The sequence below is a fragment of the Pseudomonas protegens genome, assembly GCF_003363755.1.
GTDB lineage: Bacteria > Pseudomonadota > Gammaproteobacteria > Pseudomonadales > Pseudomonadaceae > Aquipseudomonas > Aquipseudomonas danubii.
Genome location: NZ_CP031396.1, coordinates 1,850,065 through 1,872,284, shown reverse-complemented (window position 1 = coordinate 1,872,284; position 22,220 = coordinate 1,850,065). Strand labels below are relative to the sequence as shown.

At 63.9% G+C, this 22,220-nt stretch carries 24 protein-coding genes; 20 read left to right on the top strand and 4 right to left on the bottom strand.

Features of this window, described 5'->3' with window-relative positions; translation table 11 throughout:
- Nucleotides 1-5 precede the first annotated feature (5 nt).
- Nucleotides 6-1,358 (top strand): GntP family permease, encoded by a 1,353-nt coding sequence (locus DWF74_RS08090; protein ID WP_047305702.1) that lies wholly within the window; start codon nucleotides 6-8, stop codon nucleotides 1,356-1,358.
- A gap of 209 nt (nucleotides 1,359-1,567) precedes the next feature.
- On the opposite strand, the gene alaC is transcribed toward DWF74_RS08090, so the two are convergent.
- Nucleotides 1,568-2,779 carry an alanine transaminase gene (gene alaC, locus DWF74_RS08085; protein WP_102880635.1) on the bottom strand — a complete coding sequence of 404 codons (1,212 nt, stop codon included), beginning with the start codon at nucleotides 2,777-2,779 and terminating at the stop codon, nucleotides 1,568-1,570.
- Between the two features lie 279 nt (nucleotides 2,780-3,058).
- Here alaC and DWF74_RS08080 point away from each other — a divergent pair, with 279 nt between their 5' ends.
- The 9 genes from DWF74_RS08080 to DWF74_RS08045 all read left to right on the top strand — a co-directional run bounded on the left by DWF74_RS08080 (nucleotide 3,059) and on the right by DWF74_RS08045 (nucleotide 12,726).
- Nucleotides 3,059-3,721 carry a LysE family translocator gene (locus DWF74_RS08080; protein WP_110594805.1) on the top strand — a complete coding sequence of 221 codons (663 nt, stop codon included), beginning with the start codon at nucleotides 3,059-3,061 and terminating at the stop codon, nucleotides 3,719-3,721.
- 69 nt (nucleotides 3,722-3,790) lie between these two features.
- Nucleotides 3,791-4,279, top strand: a complete 489-nt coding sequence (locus DWF74_RS08075; RefSeq protein ID WP_102860634.1) for a GyrI-like domain-containing protein — start codon at nucleotides 3,791-3,793, stop codon at nucleotides 4,277-4,279.
- A 253-nt stretch (nucleotides 4,280-4,532) separates the two neighbouring features.
- Nucleotides 4,533-4,631, top strand: coding sequence for a K(+)-transporting ATPase subunit F (gene kdpF / locus DWF74_RS08070; RefSeq protein WP_016968152.1), 99 nt, complete (start codon nucleotides 4,533-4,535; stop codon nucleotides 4,629-4,631).
- Nucleotides 4,615-4,785, top strand: a complete 171-nt coding sequence (locus tag DWF74_RS30405) for a hypothetical protein (RefSeq protein WP_162884082.1) — start codon at nucleotides 4,615-4,617, stop codon at nucleotides 4,783-4,785. Before kdpF ends, DWF74_RS30405 begins: the two co-directional genes overlap by 17 nt.
- Before the next feature lie 13 nt (nucleotides 4,786-4,798).
- Nucleotides 4,799-6,505, top strand: a complete 1,707-nt coding sequence (gene kdpA, locus DWF74_RS08065) for a potassium-transporting ATPase subunit KdpA (RefSeq protein ID WP_115580729.1) — start codon at nucleotides 4,799-4,801, stop codon at nucleotides 6,503-6,505.
- A 9-nt stretch (nucleotides 6,506-6,514) separates the two neighbouring features.
- Nucleotides 6,515-7,198, top strand: coding sequence for a K(+)-transporting ATPase subunit C (gene kdpC / locus DWF74_RS08060; RefSeq protein ID WP_115580728.1), 684 nt, complete (start codon nucleotides 6,515-6,517; stop codon nucleotides 7,196-7,198).
- Nucleotides 7,199-7,210: 12 nt separating this feature from the next.
- Entirely contained in the window at nucleotides 7,211-9,283 is a 2,073-nt protein-coding gene (kdpB, locus tag DWF74_RS08055; protein ID WP_102860637.1) for a potassium-transporting ATPase subunit KdpB, read from the top strand.
- Between the two features lie 60 nt (nucleotides 9,284-9,343).
- Nucleotides 9,344-12,037, top strand: a complete 2,694-nt coding sequence (locus DWF74_RS08050; RefSeq protein ID WP_102860638.1) for a sensor histidine kinase — start codon at nucleotides 9,344-9,346, stop codon at nucleotides 12,035-12,037.
- Nucleotides 12,034-12,726 carry a response regulator gene (locus tag DWF74_RS08045; RefSeq protein ID WP_102860639.1) on the top strand — a complete coding sequence of 231 codons (693 nt, stop codon included), beginning with the start codon at nucleotides 12,034-12,036 and terminating at the stop codon, nucleotides 12,724-12,726. Before DWF74_RS08050 ends, DWF74_RS08045 begins: the two co-directional genes overlap by 4 nt.
- Here DWF74_RS08045 and DWF74_RS30400 read toward each other — a convergent pair.
- Complete coding sequence (locus DWF74_RS30400) at nucleotides 12,705-12,857, bottom strand: hypothetical protein (RefSeq protein WP_162884081.1); 153 nt, start codon at nucleotides 12,855-12,857, stop codon at nucleotides 12,705-12,707. The genes DWF74_RS08045 and DWF74_RS30400 overlap by 22 nt on opposite strands.
- 221 nt (nucleotides 12,858-13,078) lie before the next feature.
- On the opposite strand from DWF74_RS30400, the gene DWF74_RS08040 reads away from it, so the two are divergent.
- Complete coding sequence (locus tag DWF74_RS08040; protein WP_115580727.1) at nucleotides 13,079-13,576, top strand: GNAT family N-acetyltransferase; 498 nt, start codon at nucleotides 13,079-13,081, stop codon at nucleotides 13,574-13,576.
- Between the two features lie 94 nt (nucleotides 13,577-13,670).
- On the opposite strand, the gene DWF74_RS08035 is transcribed toward DWF74_RS08040, so the two are convergent.
- Nucleotides 13,671-14,156, bottom strand: a complete 486-nt coding sequence (locus tag DWF74_RS08035) for a GNAT family N-acetyltransferase (RefSeq protein WP_102860641.1) — start codon at nucleotides 14,154-14,156, stop codon at nucleotides 13,671-13,673.
- A 183-nt stretch (nucleotides 14,157-14,339) separates the two neighbouring features.
- Between DWF74_RS08035 and DWF74_RS08030 the strand changes: the two genes are divergently transcribed.
- The 4 genes from DWF74_RS08030 (at nucleotide 14,340) to DWF74_RS08015 (ending at nucleotide 16,960) form a co-directional block, all read left to right on the top strand.
- A complete protein-coding gene (locus tag DWF74_RS08030; RefSeq protein ID WP_102860642.1) occupies nucleotides 14,340-14,774 on the top strand; it encodes a YybH family protein in 435 nt (144 codons plus the stop codon).
- A 67-nt stretch (nucleotides 14,775-14,841) separates the two neighbouring features.
- A complete protein-coding gene (locus DWF74_RS08025) occupies nucleotides 14,842-15,186 on the top strand; it encodes a YciI family protein (RefSeq protein ID WP_102860643.1) in 345 nt (114 codons plus the stop codon).
- A 26-nt stretch (nucleotides 15,187-15,212) separates the two neighbouring features.
- Entirely contained in the window at nucleotides 15,213-15,704 is a 492-nt protein-coding gene (locus DWF74_RS08020; RefSeq protein ID WP_115580726.1) for an SRPBCC family protein, read from the top strand.
- Nucleotides 15,704-16,960 carry an RNA polymerase sigma factor gene (locus tag DWF74_RS08015; protein WP_102860645.1) on the top strand — a complete coding sequence of 419 codons (1,257 nt, stop codon included), beginning with the start codon at nucleotides 15,704-15,706 and terminating at the stop codon, nucleotides 16,958-16,960. The genes DWF74_RS08020 and DWF74_RS08015 overlap by 1 nt, the downstream gene beginning before the upstream one ends.
- A gap of 42 nt (nucleotides 16,961-17,002) precedes the next feature.
- On the opposite strand, the gene DWF74_RS08010 is transcribed toward DWF74_RS08015, so the two are convergent.
- A complete protein-coding gene (locus tag DWF74_RS08010) occupies nucleotides 17,003-17,857 on the bottom strand; it encodes a LysR family transcriptional regulator (RefSeq protein ID WP_115580725.1) in 855 nt (284 codons plus the stop codon).
- Between the two features lie 89 nt (nucleotides 17,858-17,946).
- On the opposite strand from DWF74_RS08010, the gene DWF74_RS08005 reads away from it, so the two are divergent.
- The 5 genes from DWF74_RS08005 to DWF74_RS07985 all read left to right on the top strand — a co-directional run bounded on the left by DWF74_RS08005 (nucleotide 17,947) and on the right by DWF74_RS07985 (nucleotide 22,052).
- Nucleotides 17,947-18,381, top strand: a complete 435-nt coding sequence (locus DWF74_RS08005; protein WP_102860647.1) for a multidrug/biocide efflux PACE transporter — start codon at nucleotides 17,947-17,949, stop codon at nucleotides 18,379-18,381.
- Between the two features lie 183 nt (nucleotides 18,382-18,564).
- On the top strand, nucleotides 18,565-19,173 hold the full coding sequence (locus DWF74_RS08000; RefSeq protein WP_102860648.1) for a paraquat-inducible protein A: 609 nt from the start codon (nucleotides 18,565-18,567) through the stop codon (nucleotides 19,171-19,173).
- Entirely contained in the window at nucleotides 19,173-19,787 is a 615-nt protein-coding gene (locus DWF74_RS07995) for a paraquat-inducible protein A (protein WP_102860649.1), read from the top strand. Before DWF74_RS08000 ends, DWF74_RS07995 begins: the two co-directional genes overlap by 1 nt.
- Entirely contained in the window at nucleotides 19,780-21,471 is a 1,692-nt protein-coding gene (locus tag DWF74_RS07990) for an intermembrane transport protein PqiB (RefSeq protein WP_102860650.1), read from the top strand. Before DWF74_RS07995 ends, DWF74_RS07990 begins: the two co-directional genes overlap by 8 nt.
- On the top strand, nucleotides 21,468-22,052 hold the full coding sequence (locus DWF74_RS07985) for a PqiC family protein (protein WP_102860651.1): 585 nt from the start codon (nucleotides 21,468-21,470) through the stop codon (nucleotides 22,050-22,052). Before DWF74_RS07990 ends, DWF74_RS07985 begins: the two co-directional genes overlap by 4 nt.
- The last annotated feature ends 168 nt before the right edge of the window (nucleotides 22,053-22,220 follow it).

Below are 22,220 nucleotides of genomic sequence, written 5' to 3'. Positions count from 1 at the left end.
ATCCCATGTTTGGCATGTCCCAAGAGACCTATCTGCTGGTTGATGCAGTGGTCACTATCATCGGCCTGATCGTCTTGATCACCCGATTCAAGCTGCATCCCTTTATTGCTCTGACCATTGCCGCGGGGTTCCTCGGCCTGACCTCGGGCATGCCGGTAGACAAGATCATCAAGGCGTTCCAGGACGGTTTTGGTGGCGTGCTCGGTTTTGTCGGCATCATCCTGGCCCTGGGCACCATGCTCGGAAAAATGATGGCCGAGTCCGGCGGCGCCGATCAGATTGCCCAGACCCTGATCCGTTCGTTCGGCAAGGAGCGGGTGCAGTGGGCGATGATGTTCGCTGCGTTCCTGGTGGGCATCCCGCTGTTCTTCGAGATCGGCTTCGTGCTGCTGATCCCGCTGGTGTTCATCGTCGCCCGGCGCACCGGGGTGTCGCTGATCAAGATCGGCATTCCACTGCTGGCTGGCCTGTCGGCGGTGCACGGCCTGGTGCCGCCGCATCCGGGGCCGCTGCTGGCCATCGGGGTGTTTGGTGCCGACATTGGCAAGACCATTCTCTACGGCCTGATCGTTGCTCTGCCGACGGCCATCATTGCCGGTCCGATCTACGGCACCTTCATCGCCAAATACATCCCGGGTCACCCGTCCCAGGAGCTGGTGGACCAGCTGGCCCGTGAAAACACCTCGCAGAACCTGCCCAGCTTCAGCGTGACCTTGCTGACTGTGCTGCTGCCGGTGTTCCTGATGCTGCTCAAGACCTTCGCCGACGTGGCGTTGCCGGACGGGCACTTCTTCCGCATCTGGATGGACATGATCGGCCACCCGATCAGTGCCTTGCTGCTGGCCCTGCTGCTGTCGCTCTACACCTTTGGCTACAAGCAGGGCATTGGCTCCAAGCAGATCCTCGGTTTGCTCGACGCCAGCCTGGCGCCTACCGCGGCGATCATCCTGATCATTGGTGCCGGCGGTGGTTTCAAGCAGATGCTGGTGACCAGCGGCGTGGGTGATGTGATCGGCCACATGGCGGTCAATGCGCAGATCTCGCCAATCCTCCTGGCCTGGCTGGTGGCGGCGGTGATTCGTATCGCAACCGGTTCGGCCACCGTGGCCACCATCACCGGCGCGGGCATCGTGGTGCCGGTGGTGGGGATGATCCCCGGGGTCAACCGCGAACTGCTGGTGCTGGCCACCGGTGCCGGCTCCTTGATCCTGTCTCACGTCAACGACGCGGGCTTCTGGCTGGTCAAGCAGTACTTCAACATGACCGTGGCCGAGACCTTCAAGACCTGGACGGCGATGGAAACCATCCTCTCGGTGGTGGGCCTGATCTTCATCCTGTTGTTGTCGTTGGTGGTTTAAACGGCGGGGCTGACCCCTGTAGCTGCTGTCGAGCCTGGGGCGAGGCTGGGCAAAGGCCCGAAGGGCCTTGCCCGGTGATCTAACGTCAGCCCTTGATAGGCATCTGAATCGCCGCGAGTGCTACGCACTCGTTCGCAGTCTGCGGCAGCGGCTACAGTACAGGCACAAAAAAACCGCATCGCTGCGGTTTTTTTGTGGCTGAAGGAGTCTCAGCTTTTCTGCACCAGGGCGTCGGCGCGGAACATCCCGCGAATGCCGCGCACCGCCTGGCGAATCCGGTCCTGGTTCTCGATCAGGGCGAAGCGCACGTGATCGTCGCCGTACTCACCGAAACCCACCCCGGGCGACACGCAGACCTTGGCCTCGGCCAGCAGCTTCTTGGCGAATTCCAGGGAGCCCAGGTGCGCATAGGCTTCGGGAATCTTGGCCCAGACGTACATCGAGGCCTTGGGGTTCTCCACCATCCAGCCCAGCTCATGCAGGCCCTTGACCAGCACATTGCGCCGTTGCCGGTATTGCTCGGCAATGTCTTTCACGCACTGCTGGTCGCCTTCCAGGGCGGCAATCGCGGCCACTTGCAGCGGGGTGAAGGTGCCGTAGTCGTGGTAGCTCTTGATTCGCGCCAGGGCGTTGACCAGCTCCGGGTTGCCGACCATGAAGCCGATGCGCCAGCCGGCCATGTTGTAGCTCTTGGACAGGGTGAAGAACTCCACCGCGATGTCCTTGGCCCCGGGCACCTGCATGATCGACGGGGCTTTCCAGCCGTCGTAGACGATGTCGGCGTAGGCCAGGTCGTGGATCACCAGCACGTCGTACTGCTTGGCCAGGGCGATCACCCGCTCGAAGAAATCCAGCTCCACGCACTGCGCGGTGGGGTTGGAGGGGAAGCCCAGGATCATCATCTTCGGCTTGGGGATCGAACCGCGAATGGCCCGCTCCAGCTCGGCAAAGAAGTCCACGCCGGGCACCAGTGGCACCGAGCGCACCTGGGCGCCGGCGATCACCGCGCCGTAGATGTGGATCGGGTAGCTGGGGTTGGGCACCAGCACCGTGTCGCCCTGGTCCAGGGTGGCCAGCATCAGGTGCGCCAGGCCTTCCTTGGAACCGATGGTGACGATGGCTTCGCTTTCCGGGTCGATATCGACCTCGTAGCGATCCTTGTACCAGCGGGAAATCGCCCGGCGCAGCCGTGGAATGCCTTTGGAGGTGGAGTAGCCGTGGGTGTCCTCACGCTGGGCAACGGTCACCAGTTTTTCGACGATGTGCGGCGGAGTCGCGCCGTCGGGGTTGCCCATGCTCAAGTCGATGATGTCTTCGCCGCGCCGACGCGCAGCCATCTTCAGCTCGGCAGTGATATTGAAAACGTAAGGGGGGAGACGATCGATGCGCGCAAAGCGGCGCGGCGAACCTTGTTCGGCCATTGTTGCCTCGAAAAGACGTAAGCGCCCGGAACCGTCCGAGCGACGTTGGCCACTGCGGTGGCCTGCGGGGGCAGACGATAAAGGCGCTGGCGCCGGCTTGTCCAGAGCAGCGGAAAATTATTTTTGCGCTGCCGGCGGTTTGCCCGGCTGGCGGGTTTGCCGCTATAACGTGCACGCTTTTTGCCTGCAAGGACGGCGCCCGGCCTGTGCCTGATCCGTTCGGGCGGATCTGATGCCGCTCGGCAGCTCTTCGAACAACAGCGTCAGACGGGATGAATGATGGAGTTTACCAGCGGCTTTTTGCTGAGCCTTTCGCTGTGCCTGGACATCGGCGTGGCCAATATCGCGATGATCACCCTGGCCATGCAGCGCGGCTATTTCCAGGGCTTCTGCCTGGGCCTCGGAACTTGCGTGGGTGACCTGATCTACGCGCTGTTGGCCCTGGCCGGGATGACCGTACTGTTGCAGTACGAAACTGTGCGTTGGGTGCTGTGGATCGGCGGTTCGGCGCTGCTGGTGTATTTCGCGGCGAAGATGATCTACGCCGCCATTCATCACAGTGCGCTGCTGGCCACGGCGGGGGAGGCGGACCGCGGTTCGCCGCGCAAGGAGTTCCTGCGCGGGATCTTCCTGGCCATGTCTTCCCCCAGCGCGATCCTCTGGTTTGCCGCCGTGGGGGGCACCCTGATTGCCCGATCCGGTGGCGGCACGATTGCCGACTCCGGGTTGTTCCTGGCCGGCTTCTTTTGCGCCGGGCTGGTCTGGACCATGGGCCTGTGCCTGGCCGCGACCCAGGGCGGCAAGTTGCTGGGCGACAAGCTGTTGCGCTACTCCTACCTGGCATCTGCGGCGATCTTCTGCTATTTCGCGGTGTACGTGATCCTATCCGGTTATCAGGAGTTCATCGTCGGCGCTGGGGTGGTCGACCTTCCGGCGCTCTGATCCTGGCCCTGGCGATTGGCTTCTATACTTGCTGGCGTACCCATCTTTTCTGCGGCAGGAGTGGCATTCATGGATGAGCAAAAACAGGGCGCAGGTCCAGAACCGCGCTTCGAAAGAGAGCGTTTTCTGCTGATCGCCGGCTTCAGCGAGCGGTTTACCCCTGGCGCCAGCCAGGACATCGGGCAGCTCTGGCAGCGCTTCATCCCCCACATCGGCAAGGTGCCGGGGCAAGTGGATGAGGTGACCTACGGCATCTGTTGCAACCCCGATGGCCAGGGTGGCTTCGAATACCTGGCCGGGGTCGAGATCAGCAAGCTCGACGATTTGCCCGAGCGCTATCGCTGGATCGAGGTGCAGCCGCAGAACTATGCGGTGTTCGAGCACGGTGGCTCCTTGCAGGAACTGCCACAGACCTTCAACTACATCTGGAAGACCTGGCTGCCCCAGTCCGGTCGCGAGGCGGCCGATGCCCCGGAATTCGAGCGCTACAGCGCCGACTTCAACCCCGATACCGGCAGCGGCGTGGTGGAGGTCTGGCTACCGCTGAAAAGTGAATGATCCCCTCGGGGGCGCTGGCCGGCCCCCGATTCCCCCGGCCTTGGCCGCAATCTATACGCCGTCTTAATACCGCCCCCCGCAATCAGTGTCCGACCTTGATACGCCCTCACCTAACCTGCGTGGCGCAGAGGAGAGCGGCGGACGGCTCGTTCCCGACTCCCTGCCGGTGCCTGTTGCCGGGTGCCTGACCGGTTGCGCCCCGGGCCGCTGTCTGCGGTTGCGGCGCCGCCTCAATGGATTAAGGGGAAAAGCCTTGCTGACACTGGAATTCATCTACGGCGCCAGCGGTTTTTGCGCCGTGCTGCTGTTTGTCTACCTGGGTTACGCGCTGATCCGTGCCGAGAAATTCTGATGACCGCACCCAACGCTACCCCGGCATTTTCATTCGCCCGTCCGGGCATTCTCGAGAAAGGAAACCAGCCATGTACGACCTGATCTTCGTGGGCCTGTCCCTGGGGTTCTTTGTACTGACGGCCCTGGTCATCGTCGCCATGGGCAAGATTTGAACGGAGCATCGACATGTTGAGTACTGTGCTGGAATACGCGGTGATCCTCGGGGTAATGACCGGGCTCGCCGTACTCATGGGCAAATGGCTGGCCCGGGTCTTCAGCGGCCGCGGCCACGCCTTGCCCGAGCGGGCCACCTACCGCCTGCTGGGGATCGACCCCGGCGAAACCATGGGCTGGGCGCGCTATGGCTCGGCGCTGTTGCTGTCCAACGCAGCGATGATGCTCCTGGGCTACCTGGTGCTGCGCCTGCAAACCGTCATGCCCCTCAACCCCCTGGGGTTGGCGGCGCAGACCCCGGACCTGGCGTTCAACACCGCCGCGTCCTTTATCACCAACACCAACTGGCAGGCGTACTCAGGTGAAAGCAGCCTGTCGAACTTCAGCCAGATGGCGGTGATCACCTTCCTGATGTTTGTCGGCTCCACCGCCGGTGTGGTGGCAGCGGCCGGTTTCATTCGTGGCCTGAGCCGTTCCAGCTCCGCCGATATCGGCAACTACTGGGTCGACTTCACCCGCACCCTGTACCGGGTGATGCTGCCTTTGTGCCTGGTCATGGCCCTGGTCTATGTCTGGCAGGGCATGCCCCAGACCCTCAACTCCCAGGCCCTGGCCACCACCTTGGAAGGCGCCCAGCAGCAGCTGATCGTCGGCGCCGTGGCCAGCTTCGAGTCGATCAAGCACATCGGCACCAACGGTGGCGGCTTCTTCAGCATGAACGCCGCCCACCCGTTCGAGAACCCGACTCCGCTGACCAACGTGCTGCACATCCTCAGCATGTTGCTGATCCCTTCGGCGCTGACCTACACCTTCGGCAGCATGCTGCTGCGGCGGCGTCAGGGCTGGGTGTTCTTCGGCACCTTCCTGGTGATGTTCGTCGGCTTCCTGGCCATTGTCTTCACCGCGGAGCAGGGCGGTAATCCGCTGCTGACCCAGGTCGGTGCCGACCAGCAACTGTCGGCAACCCAGAGTGGCGGCAACATGGAAGGCAAGGAACTGCGCTTCGGCATCGCCGACACCGCGCTGTTCGTCACCACCACCACCGGCGCCACCACCGGTTCGGTGAACGCCATGCACGACTCGCTGACCCCCATGGGCGGCTTCGTGCCCCTGGCGCAGATGATGCTCAACTGCGTGTTCGGCGGTGACGGCGTGGGCTTTATCAACCTGATCCAGTACGCCCTGCTGACGGTGTTCCTGGTGGGCATGATGATCGGCCGCAGCCCGGAATTCCTCGGCAAGAAGATCGAGGCCCGGGAGATCAAGCTGGTGATGCTCTCGGTGCTTGCGCACCCGATCTGCATCCTCGGTTTCACCGCCCTGGCAGCGTTGTGGCCGGACACCTTGAACAGCCTCAACAACCTTGGCCCCCATGGTTTCAGCGAAGTGCTCTACGCCTACGCCTCGGGTACCGCCAACAACGGTTCGGCGTTTGCCGGGCTCAATGCCAACACGCCGTTCTTCAACACCACCATCGGTCTGGCGATGCTCATGGGACGTTTCTTCACCATGCTGCCGATGCTGGCCGTGGCCGGTTCGCTGGCGGCGAAAAAGAACATCCCGGCCGGTGCCGGCACCATTCCCACTGCCACGCCGCTGTTCATGTTCCTGGTGGTGTTCGTGGTGCTGGTGGTTGGTGGCCTGACTTTCCTGCCGGCCCTCGCGCTCGGCCCGCTGGTGGAGCAACTGCAGTTGCTGGCCGGCCAGACTTACAAGTAAGGGGTTGTGATGACGACGCAAATGCAAACCCAAGGCACCACTGCGGTGCTGTTCAAGGGCCTGTTGCGCCCGGTGCTGGTGGCGGCGGTGTTCTTCATGCTGCTGACCGGGCTGGCCTATCCGTTGGCGACCACCGTGCTGGCCAACCTGCTGTTCCCGTTTCAGGCCCAGGGCAGCCTGGTGCAGCGTGACGGGGTGGTGGTGGGCTCGGCACTGATCGGTCAGTCCTTCAGTCGCCCGGAGTATTTCCAGGGCCGCCCGAGCATGACCCTGGGCAGCGATCCGCTGGACCCGAGCAAGAGCGTGCCCCAGCCCTACAACGCCGGGGCCAGTGGTGCCAGCAACCTGGGCCCCACCAACCAGAAACTGATGGACAGCGTGGCGGCGCGGGTCAGCGCCTATCGCCAGCTCAACGGCCTGGCGGCGGACATGCCGGTACCGGTGGACGCGGTGACCGCTTCGGCTTCCGGCCTGGACCCGCACATCTCCCTGGCCAACGCCCAGCTGCAATTGAACCGGGTGGCCCGCCTGCGCAACCTGCCGCTGGCCGAGCTGCGGGCGCTGCTGCAGGACCACAGCGAAAGCCGCACCTTCGGCCTGCTGGGCGAGCCCCGGGTCAATGTGCTGCAACTCAATCTCGCGCTGGATGCCCTGGCACCCGTGCATGCCTCGCCCCTTGCGGTCAGTGAGTAAGAGATACCGATCATGAGTAATAACCCTCGTATAGCGTTGTTCGACCGTGGGCTGCTGTTCACGGCGTGCCTGGATGCGGTGAAGAAGCTGCTGCCACAGGCGCAGTGGAAGAACCCGGTGATGTTCGTGGTCTATCTGGGCAGCATTCTCACCACTTTGCTGTGGTTCCAGTCCCTGGGCGGTGAAGGCGAGGCCTCCAGCGGCTTCATCCTCAGCATCACCCTGTGGCTTTGGTTCACCGTGCTGTTCGCCAACTTCGCCGAGGCCCTGGCCGAGGGCCGCAGCCGGGCCCAGGCTGCGAGCCTCAAGGGCATGAAGCGCCAGACCCTGGCCAAGCTGTTGCAGCAGCCCAGGCATGGCGCCGCCTGGCTGCCGATGGCCGCCAGCGAGCTGCGCAAGGACATGGTGGTGCTGATCGAAGCCGGCGACCTGGTGCCGCTGGATGGCGAGGTCATCGAAGGCGTGGCCACGGTGGACGAGAGCGCCATCACCGGTGAGTCGGCGCCGGTGATCCGCGAGGCCGGGGGCGACTTTTCCTCGGTCACCGGCGGCACCAAGGTGCTGTCCGACTGGCTGGTGGTGCGCATCAGCGTCAACCCCGGCGAGTCGTTCCTGGACCGCATGATCTCCATGGTGGAATCGGCCAAGCGCCAGAAAACCCCCAACGAGGTGGCCCTGACCATTCTCCTGGTGGGGCTGACCCTGCTGTTCCTGCTGGTGATCGTGACCCTGAGCCCGTACTCGATCTTCGCCGTGGCCATGAGCGGCACCGGCAGCGTGATCAGCGCCACGGTGATGGTGGCGTTGCTGGTGTGCCTGATCCCCACCACCATCGGCGGCCTGCTCTCGGCCATCGGCGTGGCAGGCATGAGCCGGATGATGTCGGCCAATGTCATCGCCACTTCCGGGCGCGCTGTGGAAGCCGCTGGTGACGTCGACGTGCTGCTGCTGGACAAGACCGGCACCATCACCCTGGGCAACCGTCAGGCCAGCGCCTTCCTGCCGGCCCCGGGAATCAAGGACAGCGAACTGGCGGACGCCGCGCAACTGGCTTCCCTGGCGGACGAAACCCCGGAAGGCCGCAGCATCGTGGTGCTGGCCAAGCAGAAGTTCGACATCCGTGGCCGCGACATCGAGGCCCTGGGCGCCAGCTTCGTGCAGTTCAGCGCGCAGACCCGCATGAGCGGCGTCGACCTGCCGGAGGGGCGCAGCATCCGCAAGGGCGCGGCCGATGCCATTCGCCGGCACATCGAAGCCCTGGGGGGCAGCTTCCCGCCGGCCTTGCAGGCCAAGGTGGATGAAGTCTCGCGGCGCGGCAGTACGCCGCTGGTGGTCAGCGACGGCGCCCAGGCCCTGGGCGTGGTGGAACTCAAGGACGTGGTCAAGGGCGGGATGAAGGAGCGCTTTGCCGAACTGCGGCGCATGGGCATCAAGACCGTGATGATCACCGGCGACAACCGCCTGACCGCGGCGGCGATTGCCGTGGAGGCCGGGGTCGATGACTTCCTCGCCGAGGCCCGTCCCGAGGACAAGCTGCAACTGATCCGCGACTACCAGGCCAAGGGCAAGCTGGTGGCCATGACCGGCGACGGCACCAACGACGCCCCGGCCCTGGCCCAGGCCGACGTTGCGGTGGCGATGAACAGCGGCACCCAGGCGGCAAAGGAAGCCGGCAACATGGTCGACCTGGACAGCAACCCGACCAAGCTGATCGAAGTGGTGGAAGTCGGCAAGCAGATGCTCATGACCCGCGGCGCCCTGACCACCTTCAGCGTGGCCAACGACGTGGCCAAGTATTTTGCTATCGTACCGGCCGCGTTCGTCGCCACTTACCCGCAGTTGGGCGCGTTGAACGTGATGCAATTGACCAGCCCGAACTCGGCGATTCTCAGTGCGGTGATCTTCAACGCGCTGATCATCGTGTTCCTCATCCCCCTGGCGCTCAAGGGGGTGAAGTATCGGTCCATCGGCGCGGCGGCCTTGCTTAACCGCAACCTGCTGATCTACGGACTGGGCGGGGTGCTGGTACCCTTTGCCGGGATCAAGCTGATTGACATGCTGCTGGCCGGGCTTGGCCTGGTTTGACGCAAGGACAGGCAATGCGGCGCTCCCTGGGGGCGCCGCATTGTTCATTTAAGGAAGCTCATGACTGTGCTTGATGCAAGTCCTGCGCCCCGCGACGGGCGCCCCGATCCCGATGCGCTGCTGGAAAAGCTGCAACAGGACGAACAAGCCGCCCAGCGCGGCAAGCTGCGGATCTATTTCGGTTCCAACGCCGGGGTCGGCAAGACCTGCGCCATGCTCACCGCCGCCCGCAACGAAGTGGCCCTGGGTCGCGACGTGGTGGCCGGGGTGGTGGAAACCCACGGCCGGCGGGAAACCGCCGAGCTGCTGCAAGGCCTGGAGGTGCTGGAGCGTCACAGCCTGATGCACCGCGACTATGCCTTGCCCGAATTCGACCTGGACGCGGCCCTGGCGCGACGTCCCTCGGTGTTGCTGGTGGACGAGTTGGCCCACAGCAACGTCCCCGGTTCCCGGCATCCCAAACGCTGGCAGGATGTGGAAGAACTGCTGCGGGCCGGGATCGATGTCTGGACCACCCTCAACGTCCAGCACCTGGAAAGCCTCAACGACATCGTCAGCGGCATCATCGGCATCCGCGTGCGCGAGACGGTGCCTGATCACCTGTTCGATGAGGCCCACGAAGTGCTGGTGATCGACCTGCCACCGGACGACCTGCTGCGTCGACTCAAGGACGGCAAGGTCTACATGGGGCCCCAGGCCGAGCGCGCTTCACGCAATTTTTTCCGCAAGGGCAACCTGTTGGCCCTGCGCGAGCTGACCCTGCGCCGTACCGCCGACCGGGTCGATGCGCAAATGCGCGACTATCGCCGCGAGCGCTCGATCAATGCCCTGTGGCCGGCCCGGGAGCGCTTGCTGGTGGGGATCGCCGGCGACCCGGCGGACGAACGCCTGGTGCGCGAGGCCGCGCGCCTGGCGCAGAAACTCGAAGCCGACTGGATCGTCGTGCACGTGGCCTCGGCGCAACGTCGTGGCCACGGTGCCAGCCGTTATGCAGCAGCGATGAAGACCCTGGCCCTGGCCGCCGAGTTCGGCGCCGAGACCGCGACCCTGCCAGGCCTGGACGTGGCCGAGGCGCTGGTGGCCTGTGCCCGTGAGCACAATGCCAATCGCCTGGTGCTGGGCCATTACCCGCGCAAGGTCTGGCAGTTCTGGCATCAGTCGGTGAGTGATCGCATCAGCCGCCAGCATCCGGAAATCGATCAGATCGTGATCGCCAACGGGCCCTTGAGCCGGCGCCCGGCCGCTGCGGACAAGCCAGAGGCCGGATTGTCGCCGAGTCGAGCGCCGGCCTATCTGTGGGCCAGCCTGGCCTGTTTTGCCGCCACTGCAGTGGCGGCGCTGCTGCTGAAGGTGTTCGACCCGGCCAACGTGGTGATGTTGTTCCTGCTCACTGTGGTTCTGGTGGCCTTGCGTTTCGGGCGGGGGCCGGGTGTCTGGGCGGCCATGCTGGCGGTGCTGTGTTTCGACTTCTTCTTCGTTCAGCCGGTGTTGTCGTTCACCGTCAACGACACCCAGTATTTCTTCACCTTCGCCTTGATGCTTGGCATTGCCCTGATCACCGGCCAGCTCACCGCGCGGCTGCGCCACCAGGCCCGCACCGCCGCCGAAGGCGAACGTCGCGCCACCTCCCTGGCCGGGCTGGCTCGGGAGTTGTCGGCGGCACTGACCGAGGAGCAGATCTGCGCCGTGGCCCTGCGCACCTTCAGCGGGGTGTTCGAGGCCCGGGTCGGATTGGCGCTGCCGGATGCGGACAATCGCGTGCGAGCCTTGAATGCCAATACCCTGGCGGTCGATGAAAGCATTGCCCAGTGGGCCTATGACCACGACCAGCCGGCAGGCAGCGGCACCGACACCCTGGCGGCGGCCAAGGGCTGCTACCTGCCGCTCAAGGCACCGATGCGCGTGCGTGGGGTGCTGGTGTTGGAGCTGACGGACGCCGAACGCCTCAACGAACCCGAGGAGCAGCGCCTGCTGGAGGCCTGCATGAGCCAACTGGCAATCGCCCTGGAGCGGGTGCATTACGTCGAAGTGGCGCAGAGCACCGTGGTGCAGATGGAAGGCGAGCGCATGCGCAACACTTTGCTCGCCGCTATTTCCCATGACTTGCGCACTCCGCTGACCACCATCATCGGGGCCGCCGATGCCGCGTTGCCCCATGCCCCCAGTGGCCCGCTGCCCGAGCTGTTGCATGGCATCCATGATCAAGCCACGTCGATGCAGCGCCTGATCGAGAACCTGTTGGATATGGCGCGCATGCAGGAGCGCGGGGTGCGCCTCAAGCGTCAGTGGAATTCCCTGGAGGAGATTGTCGGCAGCGCCCTGCGCCAGTTGCGCGAGCCCCTGGCCAGACATGAACTGCGGGTGACCATGGCGCCCCATCTGCCCCTGGTGGAGGTGGATGCGCTGCTGCTGGAACGGGTGCTGGTGAACCTGCTGGACAACGCCGCCAAGTACACCCCTGCCGGCACCCTGGTGCAGATCACGGCCCGCCAGGTGGACCAGCAGATCATCCTGCAGGTCAGCGACTCCGGCCCCGGCTGTCCCAAGGGCAGTTCCCCGGACAGCCTGTTCGAGGCCTTCAGCCGTGGCCAGCAGGAGTCCGCGGTGGCCGGGATCGGCCTGGGGCTGGCCCTGGCCAAACGGATTGTCGAAGCCCATGGCGGGCGTATCGAGGCCCAGCCTCACGCCGACGCCGGGCTGAGTTTTGTCATCACCTTGCCGGCGGGACAACCGCCATCCATGGAAGCCCTATGAGCAACCCACGCATCCTGATTGTCGAGGACGAAGCCAACATCCGGCGTTTTGTCGGCATTGCCCTGGAGGACGAAGGTTTCCAGGTGTTCGAGGCCGACAGCGTCAAGCGCGCCCTGATCCATGCCGCCAGCCGCCAGCCGGATCTGGTGATCGTCGACCTGGGCCTGCCGGATGGCGACGGCAAGCAATTGATCAGCGAGCTGCGCGGCTGGCTGGCGGTGCCGATCCTGGTGCTGTCGGCCAGGGACCGCGAAGACGAGAAAGTCGCCGCCCTGGATGCCGGCGCTGATGATTATCTGGTCAAACCCTTCGGTGTGCCGGAGTTGCTGGCGCGCATTCGTGCGCAACTGCGGCGCCACGGCCAGAGCGGCGCGGTGGCGGCCACCAGCAAGGTGGCCTTCGGTGCCATCGAGGTCGACCTGGCCACCCATGAGGTGCGCCGCGAAGGGCAGTTGGTGCACCTGACTCCCATCGAATACCGTCTGCTCTGCGCCCTGATCCGCGGCCAGAGCCGGGTCCTGACCCATCGCCAACTGCTGCTGGAGGTCTGGGGCCTGGACTATGTCGACCGCGCCCATTACTTGCGGGTGCACATGGCCCATCTGCGGCAGAAGCTGGAGGCTGATCCGGCTCAGCCCCAGCACCTGATCACCGAGTTGCAGGTGGGTTATCGCCTGGTGGGGCTCTGATCCTGCCTGGTGGCGCCGCTCAGGGCTTTTTTGCCGCGACGCCGCTCATGTACAAAATCGATGTACAAGGTGATGCAGCCGAAGGCGGTGATGCTGAACAGCACAAGAAGGCCGATCTGGATGTTGCTCATGGGGAAAGTCCTGTGGGCAAGACGCGGCAGGGCCGGCTTGATGGGGCCGGCCAGGAGGCGTCGGGGATCAGATAGATAATCCCTGGGCGCCGCCCTTGCCAGGGTTTATATGAAAGCTTTACGGCGGCCCCGACTATCCCTATGCCCTGCATACGCAAGGCTCCCGGCAACGCCACTCTTGCTAGAATCGGCCATCCTTCACCGTCTTCAGGTTGCCGCCCATGACTGCTTCGACCCCGCTGATCCGTACCGTCCTGCCCACCGACCTGGATGCCTGCTTTGCCATCGAGACCCTGGCCTACGAAGGCGACGAAGCCGCGACTCGGGAAAAGATCGCTACCCGCATCGCTACCTGGCCCGAGGGCTTTATCGTTGCCGAGGTGGAGGGGGCAGTGGCCGGCTTCATCAACTCCGGTGCCACCTTCGAGGTGCAGATGGCCGACGAAGCCTTCAAGGAACTGATCGGCCACGACCCGGCCGGTTCCGAAGTGGTGATCATGTCGGTGGTGGTGCATCCGGATTTCCAGGGCCAGGGTCTGTCCCGGCAACTGTTGCAAGCCTTCATTGCACGCATGACCGAGCTGGGCAAGGCGCGCATCCACTTGATGTGCAAGGAACGCCATGTACCGCTCTACGAGCGCTTTGGCTTCGTCTATGTCAAGGCGTCGGCGTCGGACCACGGCGGCATGGCCTGGCATGAGATGGTGCGGGGGGTTTAAGTCCCAGGCATGCCCCTGATGCACAAGGGGCGCCGGCGTAGGGGCTTTTCAGGGGGCTGCTAAGCAGGAGTGCCCTTGAGTTGAAGTGCTGAACTCAAAACGCCAGGACCATCCTGCGTTCATAACCCATCCGGCCTTTGCAGGCTTCGCCATTCTCGACCCAGCCCAGCTTGAGATAGAGCTGGAGTGCGGCGTGGTTGTCGGCATCCACCGCCAGCATCAGGCCCTTGAGCTGCGGCCATTCCTGGAGCGCGGCGCCGGGCAGGGCTTGCAGGCAGGCGGTGCCCAGTCCCTGGCCCTGGAATGGCAGGTCCACTTGCAGGGCGTGCAGGGTGGCGTGGTCGGCCTCGGCCCAGGCTGGCAGGCAAGGCGCGTGCTTGAGCAGCAGGAACGCCACCGGCCGTTCGTCGCTGAGCAGGGCAAAGCCCTTGATGGCGCCGGCCGGTGCATTGCCCAGGGTGTACAGCGCGCCATGGATATCCCCGGAAAACGCTCTCTGTTCAGGCCGTACTTCAAGGCTCAGCAGTTGGGCACGCTGATGGCTGTCGAGCTGTTCATAAGGCACGAGACGAGTGGTCACTGGCGGGACTGTCCAGGGGAGGGAAGGGGGCGGATTCTAGCGATTTTGCCCGAGCGGTAAAATTTTTTATCGAGGTTGTCGATTGTCTGGCTGGCCAGACGACTAAGGGTGAACCGAGCATTCAAGTGCGCTCTTGCAGGGGCTGCCCGGTGCCGGTTGATTCCACTCTTGAGGAGTTTTGCCATGCACAACCCATCCAGCGAAGCACAGATCCGCAGCCTGATCGGCCATTGGCAGCAGGCGGTGGTCGCCAGGGACATCGAGCGTATCGTCAGCTTTTACGCCGATGACATCGTCTCTTTCGACGCCGTCGGCGCCCTGCAGTATTCGGGCAAGGCGGCCTACCGTGAACATTGGCAGGCCTGCATGCAGGAGTGCCCGGGGCCGGGCATCTTCGAGTTCCACCAGCTGCGGGTGCGGGCCGCCGAGGAACTGGCGTTCGCCCATTGGCTGGCCCATTGCGGGGGCACGGATGCCCAAGGGCAGACCAAGGCCTGCTGGATGCGGGTGAGCGCCGCCTATGAGCTGCGCGACGGGCAGTGGCAAGTGGTGCATGAGCACTGGTCGGCGCCGTTCGACATGCAGACCGGGACCACTCAGTTCGATCTGCAACCTTGATGAGCGGGTGGTTCGCCAAAGGACAAAACAGCAACCATAGTTGATCAGCCCGAACCCGGAGACACCCATGAAATACCTCTGTCTGGTCTACAGCGATGAACAGTTGTTGCACAGCTTGCCCGAGAGCCCCAAGGACGCCGAGTGCCAGGCCTATGCCGAGTCGGTCCAGGGCAGCGGACGGATGCTTGCCGCCGAGGCGTTGCAATCGATACAGACCGCCACCACGGTGCGCATGCGTGGCGGCAAGCTTTCCATCACCGATGGTCCGTTCGCCGAAACCAAGGAGCAACTGGCCGGTTTCTACCTGATCGAGGCCAGGGATTTGAATGAAGCGATCCAGGTGGCGGGGAACATTCCGGCGGCCCGGGTCGGCAGTGTCGAAGTGCGTCCTGTGCGTGAACTCAATCCCTGATAACAAGCATAAGCAGGAGTTTGCCAATGACCTTTTCAACAGTCGGCCGCCAGGCCGCCGAGCATGAACTGTCCATCAGCCGCTTGATCGATGCGCCGCGGGCCAGGGTGTTTCGCGCCTGGACCGAGCCGGCGTTGCTGGTGCAATGGTGGGGGCCGCACGGCATGACCACCCCGGAGTGTGAAATGGATCTGTGGGTCGGTGGTCAATTTCGCACGTTGATGCGGGCTGCGGACGGTGCCGAATACCCGACCATGGGGGTGTTTCTGGAGATCCACGCGCCGCCGCGCCTGGTGTTCACCGATGCCTATGTGCCGGGCTGGATTCCTTCGGGCAAGCCGTTCATGACCGCTGAAGTGACCTTCGAGGAGCAGGACGGCAAGACGCTCTACACCGCCCGTGCCATGCATTGGAGCGAAGCCGATCGGCAAGCCCACGAAGCCATGGGATTTCACCAGGGGTGGGGAGAGAGCCTGGAGCGTCTGGTGGCCCTGGTCACCCAAGGCATGGCGGACTGATGCCGGGTCAATCCGGTGAGGCCCTACAGGTCCTGGTGGCGCGGGTCTACCGCGAGCAATCGCGGCGCATTCTCGCCACCCTGATCCGCCTGCTGGGGGATTTCGACCTGGCTGAAGAGGCCTTGCACGAGGCCTTCTTTGTCGCCGTGGAGCGTTGGCAAAAGGACGGCGTTCCGGACAATCCTCGGGCCTGGCTGGTGTCCGTTGGACGCTTCAAGGCCATCGATGCCTTGCGCCGGCGGGCGCGCTTCGCCGCTTCCCAGGCGGCGCTGGTCAGCCAGCTGGAGCACCTGGAACAGCACGACTGGGAGGGTGAGGACGTGCAGGACGATCGCCTGCGGTTGATCTTCACCTGTTGCCACCCGGCGCTGGCGGCAGACGCCCAGGTGCCACTGACCCTGCGGGAAATCTGCGACCTGAGCACCGAGGAAATCGCCCGGGCCTTTCTTGTCTCTCCGGCCACCATCGCCCAGCGTATCGTGCGGGCCAAGGCGAAGATCCGCGACGCCGGAATTCCCTATCAGGTGCCGACGCTGGACGAGTTGCCCGAGCGCCTGGACAGTGTCTTGCGAGTGATCTACCTGGTGTTCAACGAAGGTTATTCGGCGTCCATGGGGGCCGAGTTGACCCGTGAGGACCTGACCCGTGAAGCGATACGCCTGGGGCGCCTGCTGCTGGAGCTGTTACCGGAAGCGGAGGTATTGGGCCTGCTGGCCCTGATGCTGTTGCACGAGTCGCGACGTGGGGCGCGACTCTCCAGCACGGGCGAGTTGATCCTGCTGGATGAGCAGGACCGTTCCCTGTGGCAGCGGGCCTTGATGGACGAAGGTTGTGCCCTGGTGGAGCGCGGGTTACGCAGCGGACGCGGCGGAGCCTATTGCCTGCAGGCGGCGATTGCCGCGGTGCATGCCGAGGCTCCCAGCGCCGAACAGACCGATTGGCCGCAGATCGTTGGCCTGTATGAGGTGTTGCTGCGGCTGCAGCCTTCGCCGGTGATCGAGCTCAACCGTGCCGTGGCCCTGGCCAAGCGTGACGGCCCCGCGGCCGGCCTGGAGCAGGTGGAGGCCATCCTGCAGCGCGGCGACTTGCAGGATTACCACCTGATCCACGCTGCCCGTGCCGACTTCTGCCGGCAGTTGGGGCGAGTCGAGGCGGCGCGGGAGTCCTACCAAAGAGCCTTGGCCCTGACCCGGCAAGCTCCGGAACGGCGTTTTCTCGAAGCGCGCCTGGCCCAACTGGTCTCCAGCTCTGCGTAGCTTTACAGGACGCGCTCTACAGGGGCGGATACCCGAGCTGCCTCACTCCAGCATTCGCCCCAACAGCCAGCTCCCGGCCGGCCCTGGCGGGTGCAGGCGCGACCAGAGGGCATCCACCACCACCTTGCGCGGCCAGCCGCGTACGTTCAGTTCCTGCAATTTGCCGGCGCCGAAGCCTTCCACCAGCCAGCTCGGCAACGGCGCCCAGCCAAAACCGCCCTGGGCCATTTCCAGCAGCATCAGGTAGCTGGGCGCCGACCAGACCCGTCCCTGGGGACGGCTGTCGTAGGGGTTGAGCACTGTCGCCAAGCGCAGTTCCCGGTGCTGGCGCAGGGCTTCCTGATCGACGTGCTCGAGCCGGGCCAGGGGATGTTTGCAGGAGACGTACAGGGACATTTCACCCTGTTCATCCAGGGTCTGGTGATCCAGGTCCGCCGGGTAATCGGCCTGCATCTCGGCGAAGGCGATGTGCGCCCGGCCACTTTGCACCAGGGCAATCAGGTCTTCGCATTCGGCAATCAGGCATTCCAGTTCCAGGTCCGGGTAACGCTGCTCGAAGGCGCTCAGGCAGCTTTCAAAGCGATCCGACTGATAGGTGTCGGACAGGGCAACGGTGAGTTTCGCCTCGACTCCCTGGGACAGTTGGCTGGCGGCCATTTCCAGGCGGCTGGTGGCCGCGAGGATTTCCTCCGCGTGCTGCAGCATCACCTGCCCGGCGGGGGTCAGGCCGGGCTTGCGGCTGGCCCGATCGAACAATTGCACATTGAGGTCGATTTCCAGGCTGGCCACTGCCGCGCTGATGGTGGACTGGCTCTTGCCCAGTTTGCGGGCGGCGGCGGAAAAGGAACCCTGGGTCGCTGCCTGGACGAACGCCAGCAGCACTTCGTGTGAGGCCATGAACTATCGCCTTGGTCGATGGTTATTGATTATTAAGTATCGACCTGATCCTGGAAGATCGCCAACACATTCACTCAAGGAGCACGGCAATGAGCCTGCAAAAATCCCTTACCGAACGTATTTTCCAGGCTGTAGGTTTTGAGCTGCTGGCCGTGCTGATCTGCACGCCGCTGCTGTCCTGGATCATGGATAAACCCATGGCTGACATGGGCCTGGTGACCATCGGCATCGGCCTTTTGGCGCTGATCTGGAACGTGGTGTTCAACGGTCTGTTCGATCGTCTGCTCAAGCGCCTGCAACTTGCACGCAATGGTTGGACCCGGGTCCTGCATGCCCTGCTGTTCGAAGGCGGTCTGGTGGCGATGGGTGTACCGCTGATTGCCTGGTGGTTGAATGTCAGCCTGTTGCAGGCGTTCATCCTCGATATCGGCGTGCTGTTGTTCTTTCTGCCCTACACCTACCTCTACCACTGGGCCTACGACGTACTGCGGGACAAGTGGTTGCAACAGCGTCTGGCTCATTGAGCCGCAGGCCTTTGTGATAGTCGCCGGTTTTGGCCGGCGAAAACCCACGGGGGGCCTATTATGGCGTAGAGGTCTGCGAGCTGATTTCAGACAGAACTGGACACCGTCCTCGGGTTTTTCTGAAAATGTGCGTCCGCTGGAGGCCGTCACTGAACCAGCAGCCCTCCCGACTATCTGAAGACCATGACTATTTCCCGCAACTGGATCATCTGCGAACACTGCGATTCGCTGTACGAATCCGTGCCGCTCGGCAAAGGCCAGGCCGCTCAGTGCTCGCGCTGTGGCGCGTTGCTGGCCCGTGCCCGCTACATGAACGTGCAGCAGCTGTTCGCCTTGTCGATTACCGCCGGGTTGTTGTTCGTCTTCGCCAATCTGTTTCCGGTGATCAAGATCAGCCTCGAAGGCCTGAGCAACGAAGCCACGCTCTGGCAATCGGTAGAAGCCCTGGCCCAGGGCCGCATCAGCCTGATTGCGGCGATCACCGGCCTGACCATCATTCTGGCGCCGTGCCTGCAGATCATCCTGCTGTGCTGGGTGCTGGGGTTCGCCAATTTCGATCGTGCCGCGCCAGGCTTCAAGGCCTGCATGCGGGCCCTGGAGCACCTGCGGCCGTGGAGCATGCTGGAGGTGTGCCTGCTGGGCATTCTGGTGGCCATCGTCAAGCTCGCTGGCATGCTCGATGTGCACCCCGGCCTCGGGCTCTGGGCCCTGGCCATGCTGACGGTGCTGATCATCCTGATTTCCGGCAAGGACATCCGCTATCTGTGGGATGACCTGGAGGGTCGCTACTGATGAGTACGCCCCCTTACGCCCGGGACTATCAGCTGATGCTCTGCCACACCTGTGGCCAGGTCTGCGAGCAATCCGAGCACCAGTGCCCCCGATGCGACTCCGTGGTCCATGCGCGCAAGCCCAACAGCCTGGCGCGGACCTGGGCCTTTCTCGTGGCCAGCCTGATCTTCTACATTCCGGCCAACCTGCTGCCGGTGATGCACACCAGTATTTTTGGCAGCGCCAGTGAAAACACCATCATGAGCGGCGTGGTGGAGTTCTGGAGACACGGCTCCTGGGACATCGCCCTGTTGATCTTCATCGCCAGCGTGGTGGTGCCCTGCATCAAGTTCTTTGTCCTTGGCACCTTGCTGGTGACCTGCCAGCGCCGCAGCCTCTGGGCCCAGCGCGAGCGTGCCAGGCTGTACCGTTTTATCGAGGTGATCGGCTATTGGTCGATGCTCGATGTGCTGGTGGTGGCCCTGGTGGCGGCCCTGGTGCAGTTTCGGGCCCTGAGTTCCATCGATCCGCGGATGGGCATACTGTTTTTTGGTTTGGTGGTGGTGCTGACGATGTTGGCGGCCATGAGTTTCGATCCCCGGCTTATCTGGGATGTAGAGGTTGAAGATGTCTGATCATCCAGGTTCCAAGGCGGCAGGTTCCCAGCCGGCTCCCGGCGCTCCGGCGCTGCGTACGCGGCGTTTCAATGTCTCGCTGGTGTGGTTGGTGCCCATTGTTGCGGCCTTGGTGGGGCTGTCGATGGTGGTCCACAACTCGCTGTCGGCCGGGCCGGAAATCACCATCAGTTTCCAGACTGCCGAGGGCCTGGAAGCCAACAAGACCCAGGTCAAGTACAAGAACGTGGTGATCGGCAAGGTGACCTCCATCGCCTTGAGCGACGATCGCCGCAAGGTGCTGGCCAAGGTCGAGCTGGATCAGTCCGCCGAACCGTTCACCGCCGACGACTCGATGTTCTGGGTGGTGCGCCCGCGGATCGGCGCCAACGGCGTTTCCGGGGTCGATACCTTGCTCTCCGGGGCCTTTATCGGCGCCGATGCCGGCAAGTCGGAGAAGCGCAAGAACAGCTTCAAGGGCCTGGAAACCCCGCCGCTCATTACCTACGGGCAGAAGGGCAAGCGCTTCACCCTGCACACTGACGACCTGGGCTCCCTGGACATCGGTTCGCCGGTCTACTACCGGCGCATCGAAGTGGGGCAGGTGGTGTCCTATCAGTTGGCCAACAGCGGCAAGGGGGTGGACGTGAAGATCTTCGTCAACGCGCCCAATGATAAGTACGTCACCACCGACAGCCGATTCTGGAACGCCAGCGGTGTGGATGTGACCCTGGGCGCCAATGGCTTGAAGGTCAACACCGAGTCGGTGTCCTCGATCCTTGCCGGCGGCATCGCCTTCGTCGAACCCAAGTACAGCCCCAACGCCAAGCCGGCCGAGGAGAATGCCGAATACACCCTGTTCGGCGATCAGGATACGGCGCTGGCTCCGCCGGACGGCGCGCCGTATTACATCCGCATGCGCTTCGATCAGGCCCTGCGCGGCCTGTCGCTCAATGCCCCGGTGGAGTTCCTCGGGGTGAACATCGGCAAGGTGGTGTCCATGGACCTGGACTACGACGAACAGCGCAAGTATTTCCCCACCCTGGTAGGGGCGGTGATCTATCCCGAGCGCCTGGGCAAGGCCCATGAAAAACTGGTGAAGCAGACCGGCGGCGAAGACGACGCCCGCTCCGCGCAACTGATCGGCGCCTTCGTCAAGAACGGCCTGCGGGCCCAGCCCCGCAGCGGCAACCTGCTGACCGGCCAGCTGTACATCTCCCTGGATTTTGTCGCCAATGCCAAGCCGGTGGCCTACAACCCCGCCGCACGGCCGCTGGAGATCCCCACCATCCCGGGCAGCATGGACAAGTTGCAGGAACAACTGCAGGCCGTGGTGGACAAGATCAGCAAGCTGCCGATCGACTCCATCGCCGCCAACCTCGATGGCAGCCTGGCGGAGATGCAGAAGACCCTGAAACAGGTCAACGGCCAAGTGCTGCCGCAGATGCGCGACACCCTGGAGCAGTCGAAGAAGACCCTGGCCAGCGCCAACGAGAGCTTCTCCGAGGATTCGCCGCAGCGACAGAAACTCAGCCAGGCCATGGAGGAAGTGCAGCGCACCGCCCGTTCGGTACGGGTGCTCAGCGACTTCCTCGGTCGTCATCCTGAAGCGTTGATTCGCGGTCGTCTCAAAGACAACCAACCGGATGCCTACCAGTCGCCATCCTCCTCTGTCCGCGAATCCGCACCGGAAGCCCAGCCATGAAAAAAATCGCCTTGTTGTTGAGCCTGACCCTGGGACTTGCCGCTTGCAGCTCTGCGCCGACCCGTTACTACACCCTGATGCCGCCGGTGACTGAAGGCAGCGCTGCGGCCCGCAACGCGAATCTGCAGTTCGAGATGTCCACGGTGCGCATCCCGGTCCAGGTGGATCAGCCGCAACTGGTGGTGCGCCAGGACAGCGGCACCCTGGCGATCCTGGAAACCCAGCGCTGGAGCGCGCCCTTGGTGGATGAGTTCCACGACGCCCTGGCCAGCCAGATGGAGCACAAGCTCGGCACCCGCAACCTTGAAGGCTTGCCCAAGCAGCCCGGGCTCCCGGTGCTGTCGTTGCAGACCGATGTACGGCGTTTCGAATCCCTGCCCGGGCGTTACGCGCTGATCGATGTGGTCTGGAGCCTGCGCTTGCGGGGCGAGGGCGGCCCGGCCCGCAGCTTGACCTGCAGCAGCCAGATCCGCCAGCCGGCGGGTGTTGAACTGAGCAGCCTGGTGCAGGCTCATCAACAGGCCATTGCCCAGTTGGCCGCACAGATCGCCAGCACCGCACAGCGCTGGACCTGCCCCTGAATCAGCCCTGTAGCCGCTGCCGCAGGCTGCGAACGGCTGCGCAGGAGACGCAGGTTTTTCCGGCCGCCACAGGTTTGGCTCAGGATCGCCAGGCAAGGCCCTGCGGGCCTTTTCGCAGCCTCGCGGGCTCGGCAGCGGCTACAGGTGTCGGGTTGTAGCCGCTGCCGC

Coding starts and splice junctions, on each gene's coding strand:
- DWF74_RS08090 (WP_047305702.1), top strand. CDS start 6: ATGTTTGGCATGTCCCAAGAGACCTATCTGCTGGTTGATGCAGTGGTC.
- alaC (WP_102880635.1), bottom strand. CDS start 2,779: ATGGCCGAACAAGGTTCGCCGCGCCGCTTTGCGCGCATCGATCGTCTC.
- DWF74_RS08080 (WP_110594805.1), top strand. CDS start 3,059: ATGGAGTTTACCAGCGGCTTTTTGCTGAGCCTTTCGCTGTGCCTGGAC.
- DWF74_RS08075 (WP_102860634.1), top strand. CDS start 3,791: ATGGATGAGCAAAAACAGGGCGCAGGTCCAGAACCGCGCTTCGAAAGA.
- kdpA (WP_115580729.1), top strand. CDS start 4,799: ATGTTGAGTACTGTGCTGGAATACGCGGTGATCCTCGGGGTAATGACC.
- kdpC (WP_115580728.1), top strand. CDS start 6,515: ATGACGACGCAAATGCAAACCCAAGGCACCACTGCGGTGCTGTTCAAG.
- kdpB (WP_102860637.1), top strand. CDS start 7,211: ATGAGTAATAACCCTCGTATAGCGTTGTTCGACCGTGGGCTGCTGTTC.
- DWF74_RS08050 (WP_102860638.1), top strand. CDS start 9,344: ATGACTGTGCTTGATGCAAGTCCTGCGCCCCGCGACGGGCGCCCCGAT.
- DWF74_RS08045 (WP_102860639.1), top strand. CDS start 12,034: ATGAGCAACCCACGCATCCTGATTGTCGAGGACGAAGCCAACATCCGG.
- DWF74_RS30400 (WP_162884081.1), bottom strand. CDS start 12,857: ATGAGCAACATCCAGATCGGCCTTCTTGTGCTGTTCAGCATCACCGCC.
- DWF74_RS08040 (WP_115580727.1), top strand. CDS start 13,079: ATGACTGCTTCGACCCCGCTGATCCGTACCGTCCTGCCCACCGACCTG.
- DWF74_RS08030 (WP_102860642.1), top strand. CDS start 14,340: ATGCACAACCCATCCAGCGAAGCACAGATCCGCAGCCTGATCGGCCAT.
- DWF74_RS08025 (WP_102860643.1), top strand. CDS start 14,842: ATGAAATACCTCTGTCTGGTCTACAGCGATGAACAGTTGTTGCACAGC.
- DWF74_RS08020 (WP_115580726.1), top strand. CDS start 15,213: ATGACCTTTTCAACAGTCGGCCGCCAGGCCGCCGAGCATGAACTGTCC.
- DWF74_RS08015 (WP_102860645.1), top strand. CDS start 15,704: ATGCCGGGTCAATCCGGTGAGGCCCTACAGGTCCTGGTGGCGCGGGTC.
- DWF74_RS08010 (WP_115580725.1), bottom strand. CDS start 17,857: ATGGCCTCACACGAAGTGCTGCTGGCGTTCGTCCAGGCAGCGACCCAG.
- DWF74_RS08005 (WP_102860647.1), top strand. CDS start 17,947: ATGAGCCTGCAAAAATCCCTTACCGAACGTATTTTCCAGGCTGTAGGT.
- DWF74_RS08000 (WP_102860648.1), top strand. CDS start 18,565: ATGACTATTTCCCGCAACTGGATCATCTGCGAACACTGCGATTCGCTG.
- DWF74_RS07995 (WP_102860649.1), top strand. CDS start 19,173: ATGAGTACGCCCCCTTACGCCCGGGACTATCAGCTGATGCTCTGCCAC.
- DWF74_RS07990 (WP_102860650.1), top strand. CDS start 19,780: ATGTCTGATCATCCAGGTTCCAAGGCGGCAGGTTCCCAGCCGGCTCCC.
- DWF74_RS07985 (WP_102860651.1), top strand. CDS start 21,468: ATGAAAAAAATCGCCTTGTTGTTGAGCCTGACCCTGGGACTTGCCGCT.